Annotated in this window: 3 protein-coding genes and 1 pseudogene; all 4 read right to left on the bottom strand. The window is 48.3% G+C overall.

The genetic code is table 11. The features are described from left to right. Positions 1-3236: non-ribosomal peptide synthetase (locus WA407_RS26825; protein WP_442952053.1), on the bottom strand; the 3236-nt coding region annotated here is incomplete at its 3' end. 93 nt (positions 3237-3329) lie between these two features. Further along, positions 3330-18468, bottom strand: a pseudogene (locus WA407_RS23405) (amino acid adenylation domain-containing protein); the annotation flags it as partial. Continuing rightward, complete coding sequence (fabD, locus tag WA407_RS23400; protein WP_336078511.1) at positions 18443-19666, bottom strand: ACP S-malonyltransferase; 1224 nt, start codon at positions 19664-19666, stop codon at positions 18443-18445. The pseudogene WA407_RS23405 and the gene fabD, both read right to left, overlap by 26 nt. 540 nt (positions 19667-20206) lie before the next feature. After that, positions 20207-22234: a S9 family peptidase gene (locus WA407_RS23395; protein WP_336078510.1), complete on the bottom strand. Its 2028-nt coding sequence runs from the start codon at positions 22232-22234 to the stop codon at positions 20207-20209. Positions 22235-22474: the final 240 nt, after the last annotated feature.

The raw sequence follows: 22474 nt of genomic DNA, 5'->3' as shown, positions 1-22474 counted from the left end.
ATCTCGAAAAAGTTCTCTTTCACGCCGACTTGCTTCAGGCCCAATACATCCTGCCAAATTTGGGTCAGCTTCGATTCCATTGGCGTTCGCGGTGCGAAATAATCCGTTCTGCTTTGCAGATTATCTTCCAATGCTGGCAATGCTTTGCGGTCGATTTTGCCATTCGGTGTCAGCGGGAAACGATCCAGTTGTACGACATATGTCGGGATCATATAGCCCGGCAGTTTTGGCTGGAGTATGCTGCGCAGCTCCGGCAAATTCAGCGCCTCGGAAGCTACGACATATGCACACAAATCCTTGTCTCCGTTTTCGTTTTCCCAGGCGGTGACTATCGCTTTCTGAATGCCATCCACAGTCAGCAGCTGCGCTTCTACCTCGCCGAGTTCAATCCGGAAGCCCCGGATTTTAACCTGATCATCCATCCGGCCGATAAAGTCCACATGGCCGTCCGGCATCCACCGCGCCAAATCGCCGGTGCGGTACAGTCGTTCACCCGGCACGTACGGGTTCGCTACGAATTTCTCGGCCGTCAGGTCTGCACGATTCAGATATCCCCGTGCCACCCCGGCTCCGCCAATGCACAGCTCGCCCAGTACACCGATCGGCACCGGATTCAGCTGGCTGTCCACAATGTAGAAGCGTGCGTTCAGCCACGCCTGCCCAATCGGCACATGGCCGCTGCTTGGCAGCTTCAACAATTCTTCGTCGTAGAAGCTGGAGTCAATCGCCGCTTCTGTTACGCCATAACTATTAATGATGCGGATATCTGCACCAAACCGTTCTTGCAGCACTCGGTAGTCCGTCACGCTGCAACTATCCGAGCTCGTGATCAGCAGCTCCAGACTGCTCATGTTCAGCTCCTGTTCATGCACATGCTGCATAAACGGTACGATCAGGGCCGGTGTGGATTCGAACACCGTAATCTGGCAATCGCGAATCCAGCCATACAGACGGCTGAAATCAATCCGGTCGTCTTTCGGACAAATGACCATCGTGCCGCCGTTATAAAGCGTCCGCGCGATATCCCCGACGAATACGTCGAAGGAGAAGCTTGCCAGTTGCAGGAGTCGGACTGGGAATTGGTTCAGGCGATAATCCCGACGATACGCCGCAGCTGTATTCACCAAGCTGCGATGTTCGATCATGACGCCCTTCGGACGTCCCGTCGTACCGGACGTATAGATTACATACGCCAGATCCTGCGGCTCATTGATCGGCTCGATATTCGTGGCATCCCCGGTGTACAGTGATTCGTCGTCCAATGCTAGTACGGTGTGCAAACGTAAGTTTGCTACGGATTGGGATGCTGCTTCGCTGTCAGTTGGCGAATCTGCTGCTCCATTCACAGTTCCATGAAGAGCACCTGATTCCATCGTTTCGGCGCCAGTCGCTGTTTCCAACTCACCCTCAGTCTTACCCCTGGTCAAGGACTGCTTGCTTTCCTCCAGCCATGCCTGTGCTTGCTCCTGCAATCCCGTTTGTGTTAACAGTACCGTCGCACCACTATTCTCCAGCATGAAACGAATGCGTTCGGACGGATAATCCGCATCCAGTGGCACATATGCGCCGCCAGCCTTCCACACCGCCAATACGCCGACCAGCATATCCATGGAGCGTTCACTCAAAATGCCGACAATTGACTCGCGTCCAACGCCTTCATTCCGCAATCTCCGAGCCAATTGGTTCGCACGCTCGTTCAGTATGCGGTACGTCAACTGCTGCTCCTCATACACCACCGCCATATGATCCGGTACAAGCTGAGCCTGTTCTTCTACGAAGGTATGGAACAGGGCTCCTGCTTCAACTGCAGCAACATCTCTTACTCCCACTTCTCCAAAACCGTAGATGAGTTGTTCTTTTTCCTCGACGGTTACCATATTCAAAGTTGCCAGTGACTGCTGCGGATGATACGCAATAGCTCGGACGATCTCCGTAAAATGCTGCGCCATTCGGGCGATAGTCTCCGGCTTATAGAGCGCCGTGCTGTATTCCAGACTGCACACAATCCCCTCCGGCTGCTCCATGGTCTCCAAGGACAGATCCAATTTGGCCGTAGTATTTCCTAACGGGTACGAATTCAAGGTCAGACCTTCCAACTCGAACTCCTGCTGCTCCAATGTTTTCAACTCAAACATCGTGTCAAACAGCGCATTCCGGCTCGTATCCCGTGTTAAATTCAGCTTTTCAACCAGCTCTTCAAAAGGATAGTCCTGATGCTCATAAGCACTGAGCGCATGCTCCTTCACCTCTTGCAGATAATCCAGGAACGATTTGTCGCCAGACGGATAATTGCGGATCGCCAGCGTGTTGATGAAGACACCTACCAGGCTCTCCAGTTCCGCATGCGGTCTTCCAGCAAACGGCGTTCCAACTACGATATCTTCTTGGCCTGTGTATTTATGCAAGAGCGTAGTGTACGCCGCCAGCAGCACCATATACAAGGTTGAACCTGTTTGCGAAGCCAGTTCTTTCAGGCGTTCGCTAACTTCACGCTCCAGTCCAAATTCGATCGTATCCCCTGCCGCACTTTGCACTGCCGGACGGGCAAAGTCGGTTGCCAGATCCAGCACAGGCACTCCGCCCCGGAAGGTGTCGAGCCAATATGCTTCCTGACGTTTCATCCAATCCTTTTGCGCTTCACTTTGCTGCCATACGGCATAGTCTTTGTATTGAATCCGTAGCGGTGGCAGCTCTTCATCGCTGTATAAGCGAGCAAATTCGCGAGTCAACACGCCCGTCGACACACCGTCCGAGATGATATGGTGCATATCGAGCATCAGCAAATACTGCGGCTCTTCTTCTATTCCCTGTACGCCCAAATCGATCAGGGCAACCCGCAGTAACGGAGCGGCTTGCAGATCAAATGGACGTACAAAGCTTTGGATCTTTTCTTGTACTTCCTTGCTCACAAGCTGCTCAGTCACCGATGCATACCGTTCCTGCACTACATCACGATGTAACACTTCCACATCGGTTTGTCGATCTGCTGCTGTATAAGCTACGACATGTCCCACCTGCACCTTCGCATACTCCAACTCGAACGATACGGTATCCTGAATCTGCTGCTTCGGCTCGTTATTTATCATTTCAAAGCGGGTACGGAGTGTTGAATGGCGTGAGATCAATTGACGGAATACTTCTTCCATCCGCTTCACATCCAGCGGGCCGCTTACCCGGAACATAGCAGGCATGTTGTAGTTTACATCGTCAGGGTCAAGCTGGTGCAATACGTACATCCGCTTTTGTGCAGAGGACAGCGGATAAAAAGTTCGTTCTTCCGTCACCGGAATCAATGCATACTTCATCTGTTCCAAACTTTCAATCACTACAGCCAGCTGTTCAATCGTTGGAGCTTCGAAAATACTGCGTAACGACAGGGATTTATTCAGTTCTTTGTGAATCTTTGAAGTCAAGGTAGTTGCCCGCAGTGAGTGTCCACCAATCTCGAAAAAGTTCTCTTTCACGCCGACTTGCTTCAGGCCCAATACATCCTGCCAAATTTGGGTCAGCTTCGATTCCATTGGCGTTCGCGGTGCGAAATAATCCGTTCTGCTTTGCAGATTATCTTTCAATGCTGGCAATGCTTTGCGGTCGATTTTGCCATTCGGACTTAATGGCATCTGCTCCAATTGTATAAAGTATGATGGCACCATATAGCTTGGCAGCTCTCGGCCCAGTTCGCTTCTCAGCTCGCTTGCGCCAATTTCTTGCCCGGCGACGTAGTACGCCACCATTTGCTTTTGCCCTGTTTCTTCTGCTTGAGCAATGACCGTTACTTCCCGTACAAAATCAACTTGCAGCAGCTTCGACTCAACCTCACTCAGTTCAATTCGATACCCGCGGATTTTCACCTGATGGTCGATTCGGCCGATAAACTCCAGGTTTCCATCCTCTTTCCAGCGGGCGAGGTCCCCGGTTTTGTACATTCGTGTTCCTGTTGAAAATGGATTATCTACAAATTTGTCCGCCGTCAATTCCGCGCGATTCCAATAGCCACGGGCCAAACCTTCCCCTGCAATGCATAGCTCGCCTGGTACACCGATCGGCTGTAATTCACCCTTTGCGTTAATGACATAAATTTGCGTATTCGCGATAGGACGTCCAATGTCAATCTGTTTGGCCTGGGTAAGTTCCTGTACTGCCGACCACACCGTCGTTTCTGTAGGTCCGTACATGTTATAAATGCGGGGACCGTTCAATTTTTGCAAGGCCTCCAGCAGCTTGGGTGGAAGTGCTTCTCCCCCCACCATAATTTCCTGTACACCTTGGAGCGCACGAGAGCCTTCCTCATGACCCAGCAGCATTTGCAGCCGGGATGGCGTCATTTGCAGCATGTCAATGTGATGTGCTGTAATCAGCTCGCCAAGTGCCTGAGGATTGACCTGATGACGGTGGTCACCAAGTATAACGGTCATTCCGCCCAGCAACGGCAGGATCGTTTCCAATACGAAAATATCGAACGAAATGGTGGTTAACGATAGAATCGTTTTGTCCGCTGCAAAGTCGATCACTTCGCGCATTCCTGTAATAAAGTTCAGCACCGAGCGATGCTGGAGCATAACGCCCTTAGGATTTCCGGTTGAACCAGAAGTATAAATAACGTAAGCCAGATGCTCCGGCTGGGCAGTGGCTTCCAGATTGGTCTTTTCCCCTTGATATACTTCCTCATCTTCGATAAACAGAGTGTTGGCGCTGTAATGGTGTTCTCCTACCAGATCGCGACTGGTCAGAAGTACGGCGGCCTCACTGTCATTCAGCATATATTCAATACGGGCTGACGGATATTCAGGGTCGATCGGCACATAAGCACCACCCGCTTTTAACACGGCCAGCAGACCGATGATCATCTCCGCCGAACGCTGTACCATCAGGCCAACCAGCTTGTCGGGTCCTACACCGTGCGCTTGAAGTACCCGTGCCAGTGAGTTAGCGCGTTCATTCATCTCTAGGTATGTCAACTGCTCCCCTTCGAAAAATAGTGCTACTTGCTCTGGTGTTTGTAAAACTTGAGCTTCGAACAAACCGTGAATCGTCTGTTTATTTGGATATTCTATTGCCATATCTCCACAACCAACAAGGATTTGCTTGCACTCCTGTTCGGTCATCGCTTTCATTTCATGCACTTGAATGCCCGGGTTAACCACAACTTGTTCTAGTAGGTGCACCAAGTGTCCATAAATTTGCTTTATACTTTCTCGATCAAACACAAGTGCGTTGTAACTAAAGCTCATTCGGGGTTTTTTCCCTGAAAAAACTACCAGGTTAAAATCATAGTTGGACTGTTCGACCGACTCAACCCCCGTAATGCTAAAGTGGGACTCTATATCATCACCTAGTTGCCCAGACTGTTCCTCCACCCAGTCATTTTCAAAAATGAGTATATGATTAATTAAATTTTGCTTAAGTTCTGAGAGTTTCTGAATTTCATATAGTGAAAAAGCATCATATTTACTAGAAGCCACTGATTGCTTCTGGGTTTGTTTCATTACTTCCCAGAACGAGTTGTTCTCACTACTGGTAATACGTACAGGGAGTGTATTCAAAATCAAGCTGAGCATACGCTCCTTATTTGGAATATCACCCTCATTTCCGGACAGCGTACTACCAAACACTACATCATCCGTGTCGTTATATTTTTGAAGCAAAATGCCCCACACCGTCTGAATCAGCGTGCTCTGATTCACCTGATAGCGGTTGGAGATTTGCTGAATCCCGCTCATCAGACTCGGACTTAAAGCTACGTTAAAATGCTCCGTTTGACACTCTGCTCTACTCTGAGTTTTAGCCTGTGGCAAACAGCAAGCTTCTTCATACCCGTCTAGATATGCGCTCCAGTAACGCGAAGCTTTCTGACGCTCTTGATGCACTCTCAGCACATGCACTGTTTCTACCTCTGTGATCCATTCCAGCTCCCCCAGTTTAATATCAGGATTCACCACAATAGCCTCAGACAATCGTATAAAATGACGCGTAATCTGTTCAATCGTTTTCCGCTCATACAACGATGTTGCATACTGCAATTCGAACCGAATACCTTCTTCTTCCTCGCTCGCTTCCAGCATTAAGTCAAATTTCACCGGAGCCTGCTCCATGTCGTATGGACGGAAACGGATATCCTCCAGTTTCAGCTCGCCTTCTTCGGTATTTTGCAGTATAAACATAGTGTCGAACAACGGATTACGGCCCATATCCCGTTTCACATTTAGCTTGTCCACCAGTTCTTCAAATGGATAATCCTGATGCTCGTAGGCTTGCAAAGCTTGGGTTTTCACGTCTTCCACATAGCTTCGGAACGTTTGCTTAGCGGTTGGATAATTGCGCATTGCCAGTGTGCCAACAAACATCCCGATGATCGGCTCCAGATCGGCATGCGGCCGTCCCGACAATGATATCTTCCTGTCCAGTATACTGATGCAGCAGTGCTGTATAGGCTGCAAGTAGCACCATGTACAGCGTTGAACCTGTCTGCGCCGCCAGCTCTTTCAAGCGCTCGCTGACTTCGCGTTCCAGTCTGAATACCACTGTATCGCCTGCCGTACTTCGTACTGCCGGACGGGCAAAATCAGTTGGCAGATTCAGTACGGGTAACTCACTCCGGAAGGTATCCAGCCAATATGCTTCCTGACGTTTCATCCAATCCTTTTGCGCTTCACTTTGCTGCCATACGGCATAGTCTTTGTATTGGATCCGTAGCGGAGGTAACTTCTCACCGCTATATAAGCGAACAAATTCGCGGGTCAACACACTCGTCGACACACCGTCCGAGATAATGTGGTGCATGTCGATCATTAGCAGATGCTGTGTTTCTTCTGTCCCCTCTCCGTTAAGATCCAGTAAGGCTACCCGTAACAGTGGAGCAGCTTGCAGATCGAATGGATTTACAAAATTGCTAACCCATTTTTCTATTTCTGTCTCAAATGCAAGTGCGTCTGTCCCTGCCTGTTTTTCCTGTACCTTGGCGTACTCCACCTCAAAAGGTACCCTTTCCTGAATCCGCTGCACAGGCTCATTGTTCACCATTTCAAAACTCGTGCGGAAGGCCTCGTGGCGTGAGATTAACTGCCGAAATGCTGCCTCTACCCGTCTTACATCCAGCGGTCCGCTCACCTGGAGTACTGCGGGCATGTTGTAGCTCACATCACCCGGATCAATCCGATGCAATATATACATTCGTTTTTGTGCAGAAGACAAGGTATAAAAGGGACGCTCTTCCGCCGCTAAAATAGATGCATACGCCACCTCGTTCAGATTTTCAATCACCACTGCCAGCTGTTCAATCGTCGGTGCGTAAAAAATGCTACGTAGAGGAATTGGTTTGTTCAATTCTTTGTAAATCCTCAAGACCAACGTCATTGCCCGTAGAGAGTGTCCGCCAATTTCAAAGAAGTTTTCCTTCACGCCGACTTGCATCAAACCCAACACGTCCTGCCAGATTACCGATAGTTTCGCTTCCAACCACGTCCGTGGGGCAATATATTCTGTCCCTCTTTGTATATTACCTTCCGGTGCTGGCAGCGCCTTCCGATCGATTTTTCCATTCGGAGTCAACGGTATACGATCCAGAAACACAAAGTAAGACGGTACCGAGTAATACGGAAGCAACTTGGCGGCATGCTCATGAATTACGGTTAAGCTTGGTGTTTCTTCTGTATGCAGTACAATGTAGGCACACAAGACGGATTCATGATCTTTGCTTTGATTTACAGTGACGACAGCCTCTCGAATTGCAGAATGGCTAATCAAAGCATTTTCAACCTCACCCAGCTCAATCCGGAATCCACGTACTTTCACCTGATGGTCGATTCGGCCGATAAACTCCAGATTTCCATCCGCTTTCCAGCGGGCGAGATCGCCCGTTCTGTACATTCGTGTTCCTGTTGAAAATGGATTATCTACAAATTTGTCCGCCGTCAGTTCCGCGCGATTCCAATAGCCACGAGCCAATCCTTCCCCTGCAATGCATAGCTCACCAGGGATTCCAATTGGCTGTAATGCACCCTGTCCATCAAGGATATACATTTGCGTATTGGCAACGGGGGACCCGATATCAATATGTTTAGCACCTGTCAGTTCCCTAGCTGATGAAAATACAGTTGATTCCGAAGGTCCGTACATATTGTAGATACGCAGCCCTTTAATTTGTTGCAATTTCTTCAGTAACGTAGGCGCAAGCGCCTCGCCCCCAAGAATAATCTCCTTTATACCTTGTAGTGCGTGCATTCCCGATTCACTGCTGAGTAACATTTTAAGGCGAGAGGGTGTCATTTGTAGCAAATCTATATGCTGAGCAACAATTAATTCCCCAAGTGTCTGTGGATCAACTTGATGATGGCGATCACCCAGTACAAAGGTCATTCCGTTTAGCAGCGGCAATATCGTCTCAACCACAAAAATATCGAAAGAAATAGTAGTCAGCGACAGAATCCTTTTGTCAGGCTTAAAATCAATCAATTCATGCATTGCTGTGATAAAGTTCATAACGGAACTATGCTGAAGCATGACCCCTTTTGGATGCCCGGTCGACCCTGAAGTATAAATAACATAAGCTAGGTTCTCTGATTGAACATTCGCTTCCAGGTTCGACTTCTCTCTCTGATATAATTCCTCATCTTCTAAAAAAAGCATTTTTGTTTTGTAGCTATTCTCTTCTACCAGTTTACGATGGGTCAAAACTACAGTCGCCTCGCTGTCTTCAAACATGTATCTAATACGGGCTGGTGGAAATTCAGGATCAATCGGCACATAGCAACCGCCTGCTTTCAGTATAGCTATCATACCAACGATCAGTTCTGTCGAACGTTGCAACATCAGACCTACGGGCTTGTCAGGACCAACGCCATTTTCACGAAGCACTCGTGCCAGTGAATTAGCCCGCTCATTCAGTTCTAGGTAAGTCAAGCTCTGATCCCTAAATACAAATGCTATGTTCTCCGGGGTCATTGCAACCTGCTTTTCAAATCGTCCGTGGATCGTCTCATCTGTCGGAAAAGGTACGACGGTATCGTTAAATCCGGTCAGCAGCAATTGCTTCTCTTCATCAGATACGATCGTAATATCAGCCAACTGCACCCCGACATCCTGCGTCACTGTTTCCAAAATTCGCACAAAATGCTCTGCCAGCCGTCGGATGGTCTCCAGTTTAAACAGCTTCGTGCCATACTCCAAAGTGAAGGACAAACGTCCTTTTTCTTCAGTCACATGCAATGAAAAATCCACCTTGGATATGCCCGCGTTGAATTCTTCCGGTTTAAAACGAATGCCTCCTGTTTCCAAAACATCTGTGCCGACATTTTGCAGACTGAACATCGTATCGAACACCGGGTTTCGACTTACGTCCCGTACCAGTTCCAGCTTGTCTACAAGCTCATCAAACGGGTATTCCTGATGCTCCAGTGCCAGCAGCGAATTTTGCTTAACCTCCTGCAAAAAGGATTGGAACGTTAAAGAAGATTGCGGATGATTGCGAAGAACCAGCGTATTGACAAACATGCCAATCATCGCTTGAGTATCCACATGCCGTCTTCCGGCAACAGGTGTACCCACGATAATATCCTCTTGACTAGAATATTTGCCCAGCAGGACATTATAAGCTGCCAAAAGTACCATAAAGATCGTAGATTCGGTATCTTGGGCCAATTTGTAGAGTGTGTTAGTAAGTTTGGATTCCAATGTAACGGTCAAGCTGTCACCTTCAAAACTTTGTGCTTGCGGACGTGAAAAGTCCGTAGGCATATTCAGTACAGGAAGCTCGCCATTCAAGGTCTGGAGCCAATATGATTCATGCGCTTGCCATGCGTCGTCATTGATCTGCTGCTTCTGCCAAGCAACAAAGTCCTTGTAATGAAGCTGAATGTTCGCAAGCTGTCTGCCCTGATACCGTTGAATGATTTCATCCAGCAGCACGGCCATGGAGAAACCATCGGACACAATATGATGCATATCCACTAGCAGTATGAAGCCACCTTCGATAAATTCGTACAGTTCGGCACGGAATAAAGGAGCTGTTCCCAGATGAAAAGGCTGAACAAACAAGGCCCGAGCCTGTTTTGCTTCTTCTTTGGAAATACGGGTATAGGGGATGTCGAATGGAATCGTGTCCCGAACTTTTTGTACTACTTCCCCGTCTTCCAGATCGAAATACGTCCGAAAGGATTCATGTCGTAAAATAACTTCCTTAACGGCTTCAACAAAGCGGGGGACCTCCAGATTTCCCTCTATGAAAAGCTGACCGGGTATATGATAGGCCGTTCCGCCTCCCATTTGATCCAGCACGTACATTCTCTTTTGGGAAGAAGACACCGGATAAAAGGCCTGCGATTTTACAGATACAATCGGTTCATAGGTCTGCTTTGTTCCACCCGCAATATATGTAGCCAGCTCAGCAATCGTTTGCAGCTCAAAAATGTGGCTGAGTGGAATGTGTACACCCAATTCCTTGTTGACTCTCGACAGAATGACCGTCGCTTTTAGCGAATCACCGCCCAGTTGAAAAAAGTTATCGTCATAGCTGATATCCGTTACATTCAGAACGTTCATCCAAATGTTCACGAGCTGATCTTCTACGCCGTGGTTCTCAGAAGCGACGTCTGTTTTAGCGAATACACTTGCTCGTTCTGGCGCTGGTAGAGCCTGTAGATCAGGCTGACCATCCGGCAGAAGAGGAATATGATCCATAGGAATCCAAAAACGGGGCTGCGTATAATCTGGAAGAATTTCGATTGCAGCCTTTTTTAGTGCGTTTTCTTCCCAAGGCTTCGATGCGTTTGCGACCACATAGGCGGTTATATATGAGACTTTTCCAGCTTCGTCCGTTTGTGGTGTAATGACGCAGGACTCCAATTTTAATATTTGCAGCAGGTGTTTCTCCAACTGCTCCAGATTAACCTGATGTCCGCGAATGTGGATAGTCCGATTCAAATTGCCAATATGCTGCAGCTTGCCATCGTTTTCCACGTAAGCCCATTCCCGGGTCGTTCCCAACAGGCCTGCTACTGAGGCTTGATACACCTCCCCTGCTGTCCCGACAGGTGCCAAATGCTTGTAGGCATCGAGAACGCAAAGATAGTTTCCGTTGGCATCGGTATTTGCTGCCCATGCAGCTCGAAGTTGTTCGTTCTCTGACGCACGAAGTAAAGACATCGCGGAAACGCGAGCCCCTTCTTCCTCTACAATGGAATGCAGCAGATTCAGGAAATACCCTGACCAAGCTTCGATGATGTTTTGCTGAAAAAGATCCGAATTGTAGTCAAAATCAAGACGTAATTGCTTCTGTGCCTCTGTCACGTTCAAAAACAACTCATATTTGCTGAATGATACCTCATTCTCAATGAGTTCTGCTTCCATTCCATGGAATTGAAAACGCGGAATCGGTCGATCCATATTGAATACAGCGTTAATGACAGGCAAATTCTTTAGCCCCAGCTGAGCGAGTCCGGCAAAGCTGTACTTTTGGAAGCTGTCCAGTTCATTCATGCGCTTTTTGACCGTTTGGGCATGCTCTGTAAAAGTAGCATCAGGACGCACTTCGCTGATCACTGGCAGTAAGTTGACACAGTTGCCGATCAGGGAGAAGGCGTCCATATGGGATTGTCCTGCAGTAGGAACCCCCACCGTTACTTCCTGCTGCCCTGTCAGGCGATGCAGAAAAATCTGAAAGGCGGATAGCAGTGTTATAAAAAGACTGGTGCCAAGCTTTATGCTGGCGGATCTCAATTGTTTAACGAGCGGCGCTTCGAGCATTACAGTATGTCTGCTTCCGCTAGAAGACGGAATCTGTATTCCCCTCACCGGAGATGGTAGATTGAGGACAGGCGGATGATTTTCCAGCACTGCTGACCAAAAAGTAAGGGGCCCTTCTTTCCCGGCTTTCAATTGATCCTGCTGCCAAACAACGTAATTCCGAAAAGGTACTGGATCGGGAAGGTTGTAGTCAGCATTTCGGACAAGCGCAGAATAGATGTGTTCCAGTTCCTGAATGAATACACCAATCGACCAGCCATCCGCGATAAAATGATGGAACGTAAAGACACTCAGATGCTCCTCATCTGATATTTTCAGCAGATGGATTCGGAATAACGGATCTCCTGGCGTCATGGCAAACGGGGTTTCGCTGTCCTGGATCATCCATGCCCGGATATGTTGTTCCTGTTCATTTGGGTGGTGACTGGTAAAATCATGAAGCGGAACTTCCACTTTCATCACAGGAGCGATCACCTGAGTTTCCCCATCACCACTCATAAAGGTATGTAAGGCTTCATGCCGGTTTACGATGGTCTGGACAGCCCGGTTGAACTCCTCCTGCTGAAGTGGACCACGAAACCGCAACAAGGCGGTTTCGTGTAAAGATTGAGAGTCACTTCGTTCTGAAACAGAGGCGAACCAAAGCTGCTTTTGATCAGGAGTCAGCGCAATTACGGTTTCTGGAACACTCACTGCTTCAGCTTCTGGAGGTACAGTTACAGGTACAGTTTGCTTGCCCGGCCCTGGGCCGTTTCCATTCGGGGGCGGGGCCGGTAAAAATCCCCCTTTACGCAGCTCGTTCACGCTATCCTTGACCGCTTGTACGATTCGCGCAATATCTTCCTCGGTATGGGCCGTGGACAAGAAGCAGTTTCGTCCCTCCCAGATATAGATGCCTTTGTCCAGCATGTGATAAAAGAACAGCTCCAGATCGCCTTTGAGCACGAAGCGGAATAGGGAGCCAAAGTGAACGACCTTCATAGGTACGCGTTCGTCAGTGAAATAGCTGTTCAGCTCCGCAGCTAACGCCGAGGTGCGGCTGTTCAAGCGATTTTGCAGTTGCTCGCCATGTTTCTCCAAATGATCCAGCACCGCTAAGGATGCAGCCATTGCCAGCGGATGATGGCAGAAGGTTCCTGCCACAAAGGTTCGCTGCTGCTCATGCTGCGGATAGGAATCGTCCCCAAAGCTCCACGTGCCTCCGTCGATCCCGTTCATAAAGGCGGCTTTTCCGGCTACGATGCCGATGGGCAGTCCGCCGCCAATGATTTTACCGTAGGTCACGAGGTCGGCTTGCACCCCAAACCACGCTTGGGCCCCTCCGGGCTGAATCCGGAAGCCTGTGATGACTTCATCAAAAATGAAGGCAGTACCCGACTGCTCCGTTATCTGGCGAATTTCCTGCAAAAAAGCTTTAGGCTGAAAATCTGGACGGCGGCTTTGCACCGGCTCCACGACAACCGCGGCCAGCTCATGCGCATGGGTGCGGATATAATCCAGCGATTCGTCCGCTCCATAATGAAGCACGACGATATCGTCGACCATATGCTGCAAGATACCTGGAGCGAGAGGCGTCGAATGCTCCTTGTCATCACCCGCGCTCCCCAGTGCCAGCACCCCGTCGAATGTACCGTGATACGAGCCAGCAAAAAGGACGACTTTAGCTCGTCCAGTGGCAGCACGTGCCAAACGGAGCGCGACCATGACGGCCTCCGTGCCGGAATTATACAGGGCAATCCGTTCCACACCGGTCATCTTGCATATTCGCTCGGCGACTTGCCCAGCCATGTTGGACATGGGGCCGATACACATGCCGTTCTTCAGCTCTTCCTCAATTTTTTCACGAATAAAGGCTGGATTGTGTCCGAACAGATTCACACCAAAACCCATCGTCAAGTCGACATATTCATTGCCGTCCAGATCCCAAATTTTTGAACCATCGGCGCGTTGGGATACAATTTGATACACCATTTCCTTCAAAACAGGCCGGAAACCAGCCACATTGCGGTTATTGGCGTATACGGAGCGATACTGCTGGGTGTACTGTTTGGTGCTACGCGTACGGGTCGTGTAGCGCTCAATCAGCTCTTGCAGGTGTTGTTCCTGACGGAGCGAAAGCAATTCACGTGCTTTAACATCCAGCTTTTTATAAGGCGTATACGGCTTGGCTTCATTGCCTGTCTGCTTGAAAACAGCCTTTACGGATGAAGCTGGTGCTAATGCAGCCGCGACTTTCTGCTTGGATTCGGTACGGATGATATGCGGACTTTCACTACTTGCCGATAGCAAAACGCTCGTTTCCGGGTTAAATGGCTCGGAAGCTATTACGGATGCAGATGGCTGATGCCGGAGAACATCGAGCTGCTGTGACATCAGATGTAGCTGTTGCTCCAAAATTCGCTCTACAGCCGCAGGAGCTGTAGCGATTGGAAAGCTTTGAGCTCGTGTTTGCCCAGCCGTGTCTATGGCATAAACGGATGCCGCAGCCGGAACAGCGGATTCATGAGACGGTTGGGTTAGCGGGAAAGCTGCCTGATTCAGAGTTGTTTCTGGACGATTTTCCACAGATTGAACCGGGGTTTCAGCAGAAGTGAAAATGCTCACCCGCTCGGCTACGTAGCTTGCCAACAGCTCCAGCGTGGTCAACGATTCGAAAAATTCGTTCATTGGAATGTCCAGTCCGAAGGTATCCTTGATACTGTGGCGAACCTGGGACAAATTAATGGAATCCAGCCCAAGCTCCAGAAAATGTGTTTGTGGCTCCAGTTCCTCCAGGCTGAGTTGGGACACGTTACCGATCATTTTCGCTAACTTTTGAAGAATAGATGATTTGTGCTGGTCGGTAGCAGATGCTGGCGCTAAATACTCGTTCCCCATAATTCCAGACTCCTTTATTGTTGAGTTTTCATGAACTGGTACCTTCTGTTCCGTTCGAACCTGTTCGGGTACGTTAATCCAGCATCTTTTCCGTTCGAATGGATACGTAGGCAGAGAAACCTTTTTATAGTGCTTACCTGCATAGAGGGCATTCCAATCGATCTGCGCTCCTTGCACATACTTGGCAGCCAGTTGCTCCAGTGATTGCAACGTGTCCAAGCTTCCAGTGACCGTCTCTGTGCCACCAGCGCTATCCGCTTTCCCGGTGTATACACCATCGACGGCTCTGCCTTGTTCGTGCAACTGAAGCACCTTTGCTTTCAGCGCATCTGCTCCTGCCGCAGTCACCGCAATCCGGTGATTCAGGTGGCTTCTTCCCGTGTTAGCCGTATAGCATACATCCTTCATCACGAGTTCTTCCGCCCGTCTAAACCGTTCTGCGTACCGCCCGACCAGCTCGCGTAAAGCGGATTCACTCCGCGCTGACAGGGTCAGCAGCAGCGGTGATGATCCATTATTGCTGCCCGTGGAGGATTTATCCGATTCCGTCTTTGCAATATATTCCTCCAGTACCACATGGCAGTTTGTCCCGCTGAATCCAAAGGAACTCAGCCCGCTTCTTCTCGGGAAGCCGTTCGTCTTCCATTCCCTCAGCTTCATATTGGCATATACCGGAGATTCCTCGAAATGGATCTTCTTGTTTGGCGTGCGAAAATGAACGAGCGGCGCAATCTGTTGATGCTTCATGGACAGTACGGATTTGATCAAGCCCGCAATTCCGGCGGCTTCGTATAAATGACCGATATTCGTTTTGACCGTGCTGATTACCACAAACTGCTTACGCTGTGTATACTTGCGGAAAGCCTTGGTAATGCCGTCAATCTCAACCGGATCGCCCAGCTTGGTTCCGGTGCCATGTGCTTCGATATAACTTATCGTTTCAGGATCAATCCGTGCATCGCGCCACGCCTGCGAAATCACTTCTGCCTGAGCCAGCGCATTCGGCGCGGAAATACCAATCGTGCTGCCGTCCTGATTGATAGCACTTCCCTTGATCACGGCTAAAATGTTGTCACCGTCTTGTTCCGCTTTGCGCAGCGGCTTCAGTAAAACGGCTCCAACTCCCTCACCCCAGCCTGTTCCGTCCGACTGGTCGTCGAAGGCGCGTGCTCGATCATCGGAGGATTCCATGCCAATGCCCGCTTTCAGCGGCAGCAAAATGGTCTTCACTCCACCTGCCAAGGCCATGTCGCAGTCTCCGCTAAGGATGGATTTGCAGGCCAAATGCACTGCCACGAGTGATGAAGAGCATGCTGTATCAATTGTTAGCGCCGGACCTTTTAGATCGAGCAAATAGGCAATCCTGCTGGAAATAATGGATGATAAATTACCAATGGCAAAGTTCGGCAGCGCGCCTGGTTCCACCTCGGACAACAAACGCTCGTATTCGAAGCTGGTTTTGGAGAAGCCAACATACACGCCGACCTTTTGGCCTGCCAGTTGCTTCCCCCCATACCCTGCATCCTCAATCGTGCTCCAGGCTGTTTGGAGAAATAACCGTTGATTCGGGTCCATGAGTGAGGCTTCCCGTGGAGTCAGCTTAAAGAAGGAGTAATCGAACTTGTCTACTTCATCCAGATAGCCGCCTTCTGCAATTTGCATATTCCGTCCTTTCGTATTCAGACGGGAAATGAAATCTTCGGCATCTTTTCTTCTTTCATCGCTGTACGGGCCGATATTGTCAGCCCCTGATGCCACATTCGCCCAAAACTGCTCCAATGTTTCCGCTTGAGGAAACTTGCCTGACATGCCGATGATGGCGATATCCCGGACATTTGCTTCCTCCTTGGCCTCGGACTGTGCTGTTGCAGCCGGATCCCTGCTCATGCCCTGACTAGAGATATATGCAGCAAGCTTGGCGATGGTCGGATAGGAAAAGAAGTCCGTCACCTCAATATGAATCCCTAATTGATCCTCCAACACGTCCACAATTTGAACGAGCTGCAAGGAGGTCACTCCGATATCAAAGTAACTATCGTCCGTCCCGATCGATTTTACATTTAAAATATCCTGGCAGATTCCAATCAGCTTCTGTTCTATCTCTCCTTGAGGCAAGACTGCACGCTCAGCTGCTTGCACGGTTTGAGTGGCCTCAGCCAGTGCTGTCAATATCTCATTAAATTCGCCCTGCTCATAACTCTGGGCTAATTTGAAGCGCTGAACCTTTCCACTGGTTGTTTTAGGAATACGCCGTATCGGAACTATATCCTGAATATGCCAGCCTCCCCGGTAATTCAGATGGCTTTTCAGCTTTTGGACAAGCGGTACAAAATGCTCTATCTTTTTCGTGTGCATCACAAAGGCAACAATACGATCCTGCCTGGTCTGCGCATCATGTACACCGCACACAGCTACTTTCCCGAGATCCACGCCATCCAGTTCCTCGGCAATCCTCTCGATGTCATGCGGGTAGACATTCTGTCCGTTTACGAAAATGATATCCTTGGCTCTACCGGTAATAGTCAGGCGGCCGTTCCGCATAAACCCTAAATCGCCGGTGATAAGCCAGCCATCCTCTGTTTTGACCTTCGAAGTAGCCTCTGGATTGTTGTAATATCCAGCGGTCACATTTTTGCCACGGATTTGCGTGTGTCCAATCACACCATCTTCCAGCACCCGATTTTGTTCATCGCAAATGCGGACAGAGATGCTGGCCATCGGATACCCCAAATCCACAAAAGTAAGACACCGCTTGTCGGACTTGTCCACTTCTTCTATGGGTTCACCCACGTGTAACTGCTGCCGGTTCAAATGAATGGGTATAAAGGTACTTTTGTCCAGAGGTGGAGAGGAAACTCCCACACTCGCCTCTGCCAATCCGTAGACAGGCAACATTGCATTTTTATTCAAACCGTGAACACTCATCGCATCCATAAACACATGGCAAAGCTCTACAGATATCGGCTCAGCCCCATTTAAAATCATACGCACGCTTGACAAATCCCAGTTATCCGCTGTTTCAGGTTTGTACTGATCGAGAAAAAATTTATATCCGAAATTGGGAGAGCATATTTGAGTCACCTTGTGCTCCGATACTTTTTTTAGCCATAAAGACGGGCGTCGGATAAAAAGTGCCGTCGGCATAATCAGCTGCTTGGCATTAGCGACCACACAGGTTAAATGAAAGGCGATCAATCCCAGGTCATGCGTAAGCGGCATCCAACCCAAATAAGCATCCTTGGAGCTCATGCCTGTTTGATTTGCGATATCCCGAATATTGTAAACCAGATTTTCATGTGTCAACATGACTCCTTTAGGATCACCTGTAGAGCCTGAGGAAAATTGGATAAAAGCCAAATCCTCCGGTTTGGATGCATGAACTGCCCCTTTACCCTCAATGGAATAGTCGAATGTATGGCTTGAAAAAGTTGCTTTTTTAACAGGCTCAAAGGAATCCAGCAATCCGTGCTGGTGCGAGTACTTTTCCAGTTGTTCCATTACCTTATCATCCGCAATCATATAAGGGCGGGATAGGGTATTCCAGATTTTAAACAGTTTCATTTTATGTTCATCATTATTCCCGATGCTTACAGGAACAGGAACGATTCCACCGAGCAGGCAGCCCCAAAATACATTCACAAAGGTATGATTGTCGTCGATCTGCATGATCAGCTCATCGCCAGGTTGTATCCCTTTTTCCTGTAATGCATGAAGCACCTGTGATGCTTGCTCCAGAAGTTTACTGTAGGACACATATTCCTCTTGCTTATCACCGGAAATAAAGGTGATCCCGTTCTCATCCCGGCTTGCACGGTCTTGAATGATTTCAACTAAAGTTTGAAACTGTTCCATCCTGATCCCCCCTTAATTGCTCTAGCATTACTTTCTGCTCTCCTTCGGAGACCTGTTTGGTTTGCAACACCAAGGAAATACACCCCAGTATTTCCTGTCTTTGCTCAGAAGCAGGTGTTGGACTACTGCCTGATTCTGAGTTTCGCAATAATTCTTCCAGTCTTCGGATAGGTGAAATAACACCCTTTAGGTACTCATCTTCATTCCAATTGGCATTAGGGGTAGACACAGCCAGTGAAAGGGAACGGGCAACCCAATCACGGATCGAGAAACGGCGTTCCAGTTCAACGCGATCCAATTCTCTGTCCAGAGACAGCACTTCGATGGTAGTGTTTATTTCCTTCGCCAAATTTTTCAACACCGTTCGTGGGCCTAACTCGATGCCTTGTTTCACGCCATGATTCGCCATATACTGCATGGTTTGAATCCATCGAACCGGGTGAGTCATTTGCAAAATCAATCCTTGACGAATGCTGTCTACATCAGGGTATGGCAGAGCGGTCACATTGGAGATCACGGGCCACTGCGCTTCATGGAAAGTGTATTTTTGCAGCTCGATGGTCAGCCTGTCCGCAGCATGTTGCATAAGCGGGCTATGAAAAGGACCACTAACCTGTAAGCGAGTAATTTGGGCCCCCCGCTGTTCTAACTTGCCAGCTACCATAGCTACCGATGTATGATGACCAGAGACGACATATTGACTAGGCGAATTGTAACAAGCAATGACAGCAGGCTGATCGATTGTGGAGTGCAGACGACAGAATTCTTCCACGGCGTTCAACTCAGCTCCGCGAATGGCAATCATGCTGCCCAGACCGGCCTCTGCGGCTGCTTCCATGAAGCCTCCCCGCTCTTGTACCAGTCGTAAAGCGTCGCCAAAGGATAGAACACCGCTACTTACCAGTGCTGAATATTCACCCAGGCTATGACCTGCTGAAAATTCGGGAATAATTCCGATTTTGTGCATATAACGACGGAATGCAATGACGCTGATCGTAAAAAGTGCGGGCTGAGTATAGAATGTCCTGGATAATTGGGTGATCGGACCTGCCATGCATAATGCTTTCAGGTCATATCCCAAAATATCAGTAGCCTCTTCAAACAAACGATCCGCTTCAGTAAAATCGCTATGCCATGCGGGTCCCATCCCTACATACTGAGATCCTTGTCCCGGAAAAACCAAAGCCATGCGATTCATACCAAACCCCTTTCTTCCCCACAAAGATGTGGCAAAAAGTAACAATATGGATTTCCAAAAAAAGTAAATATATATTGTAAAAGTGAATTGGTTATGGAGTTTCCATTCGTGGTGTAACTGAGATCAAAAGATGATGTGTGAGTAAACTTGGAAGTGTAAAAAACTTTGGAGTATACTGGAATTTCAGGCTTGGAACCCAAAATTCAGCATCATAGATGAATGTGATGTGAAAGTGCTGAGGTCATACAAAATGTTATTCCATAAGTAAGAATTAAATGTGAAATATTTTACTTATATAATAAATATGGACTAGAAAAATGTCAATATTTTTTTGAATTCCTTTAATAAGAAAAAAATGTGATATATGATTTTTTATGTTATTATAAACACAAAATAAATTAAAGTATGACGTTATAATGTATAAATATATTATACACACAAACAATACCCTTTTTTGTCTAAAAATCAGGCATTGTTTGTAAATTTTTAATGATTTTTGTAAAAATTTCTGTGTCGTAAGTGCAAGAAACGCATAATGTGTTATATCTGGTGCTTGACAAACCAATTAGTAATACGTTGCAGTCGTTCCACGCGAAGCTGCGGGTGCCCTTTTCGTGAAAGCTCGTGACTTGAAGCTGGAAAACGGACAAATTGCGTAGGTTTCCCCGAGCGACGTAATGCTGTAAACAGCTGCTCTCCCTGCTCAATTGGGCAACGCAGATCCTGCTCCCCGTGCAATATGAGCAGCGGTGTATTGATTTGCTGCACATAAGCCAGCGGAGATTGTCTCCACAGGAGTTCGAAATCTTCCCACGGATTCCCGCCAACTTCGTCTTCTGTAAACGAGTACCCTATGTCACTCACCCCATACATCGATAGCCAGTTGGATATGGAACGCTGGGTTACAGCTGCGCGGAAACGATCGGTATGGCCGACAATCCAGTTTGTCATAAATCCACCATAGCTGCCCCCTGTTACGCCCAGCCTTTCTGGATGAATGAATGGAAATTGAAGTATAGCCTCGTCCACTGCGCTCAGCAGATCGGTGTAATCGCGCCCGCCATAATCTCCAAGGACGACATTGGTAAAAGACTGTCCGTACCCTCGGCTTCCTCCCGGATTCGTGTAGATGACTGTATATCCCTGAGCGGCCAGCAACTGAAATTCATGAAAAAAAGAATTGGAATACATGGCATGAGGACCACCGTGAATTTCCAATATGGCAGGATAAGATACGCCCTCCTTAAATCCAACAGGTTTCATCACCCATCCCTGCACCCGTCGTCCATCCTCAACCTCAGTCCAGAAGCTCTCAGGCACACTGATCTCAATCTCATCAAGCAGAGGGTCATTCACTCTGGTCAGCCGTTCCTCAATTCCTGAATGGATCGCAATTCGGAACAAATCGCCTGGTAAAGCCACTTCAGTGGAAGCGGCAATGATATGCTGCTCATCCGAAGTAAGCTCGAATTGGTAAATTTCCCGTTCTCCTTGCGTTAAAATTTTAAAAGTTCCATCATGCGCAAACTGATATACGTGTACATTCCCTTCAAGAGTTACTAGCGTATACAGGGATTGACCATCCGCACTGAAGCGTGGTGGTCCTATATGGAGATGTGAACGCATGTCGCTCATACCGGCATTACCGATGTGAGCGTCCAGCGTCTCACTAACACATACTACCGTCCCGCCACTGGAGGGAACCGTATACAGTCGAGTCTGAGTAGCGCCTTTGGCATGTCGATCATGACCGTAAAAGGCAATCGTTGAACCGTCGGGAGAATAAGCAGCACTCTCGATGTGCAGTTCAGAATGGGTCAGCTTAAGCGGTGCTGCTGCATCACCATTTGAAATCACAGGAACTATCGTAAACAAATCATTTTGCTTACGTAAATCCGTATCCTCTTTCGAATGCTCTGCTATTCTGGCGACGAATAAAATACGTTGACCATCCGGTGACCACACAGGCTCCGCCACATCATAAGCGCCGGAAGTCAGTTGAACTGTGTTCCCCGAAGTCACATTAGTTACATACAGGTGATCACGAGTATCATCCCACAGTCCATATCCGTCGGATTTAGCTTTCGTTCGATTAACGACTCGTCCCTTAAGTTGTGCCTCCTGAGTTCCTCCATCGGATGTAGGGCTTGACGGGTTCTCGGCCGTTTTAGCTACAAACGATATGCAGGTCCCCTCAGGAGACCAGGCTAATGAACGAACGTTGTTCTCTACGTGTGTAAGCTGTCGTGCCTCCCCCCCGCGTTCTGGAATAATCCATACCTGGCGCTTGCCGTCTGTCGTACGAAGAAAAGCTAGTTGTGATCCGTCTGGTGACCAGACAGGCGTTTCATCTTTCGGTCCGTATGTAAAGGGTATCGGGACAGCGACTTCGGACGATAATAGCCAAATTCCTGAGTTATAATCGGTCCGATCTTTATTAATATGCTGCTCTACGTAAGCGATTTCACCGCTGACAGGATGAATAGCTGGATCGCTAACCCAATGAAGGTGATATAAATCCTCAGCGGTTATACAGCGCTTGGTCGTGCTAGATTGCGAGTCGCTCAAAAAAACCCCTCCTTATATCGTCAGATTTCTACATCTCAGATTTTAATTAATCCGATTAATTTTATATGATTTTAATAAATATACATTTACGTTACTCTTTTTATTTATCTCTGTCAATTTGTCTAGAACTAAAAAAAACTCTCTCAGTCGCTATTGACCCGAAAACACCGTTACTTCGGTTGCTTTCAAGAGAGAGGGTAGCATTTTCATCAATCATAACTGAAAAATAGGAGAAATGGA

Origin of the sequence: Paenibacillus sp. 203 (assembly GCF_037027525.1) — a bacterium.
Lineage (GTDB): Bacteria > Bacillota > Bacilli > Paenibacillales > Paenibacillaceae > Paenibacillus > Paenibacillus polymyxa_B.
The sequence above is the reverse complement of the archived record's forward strand: the minus strand, read 5'-3'. Positions and strand labels throughout refer to the sequence as shown.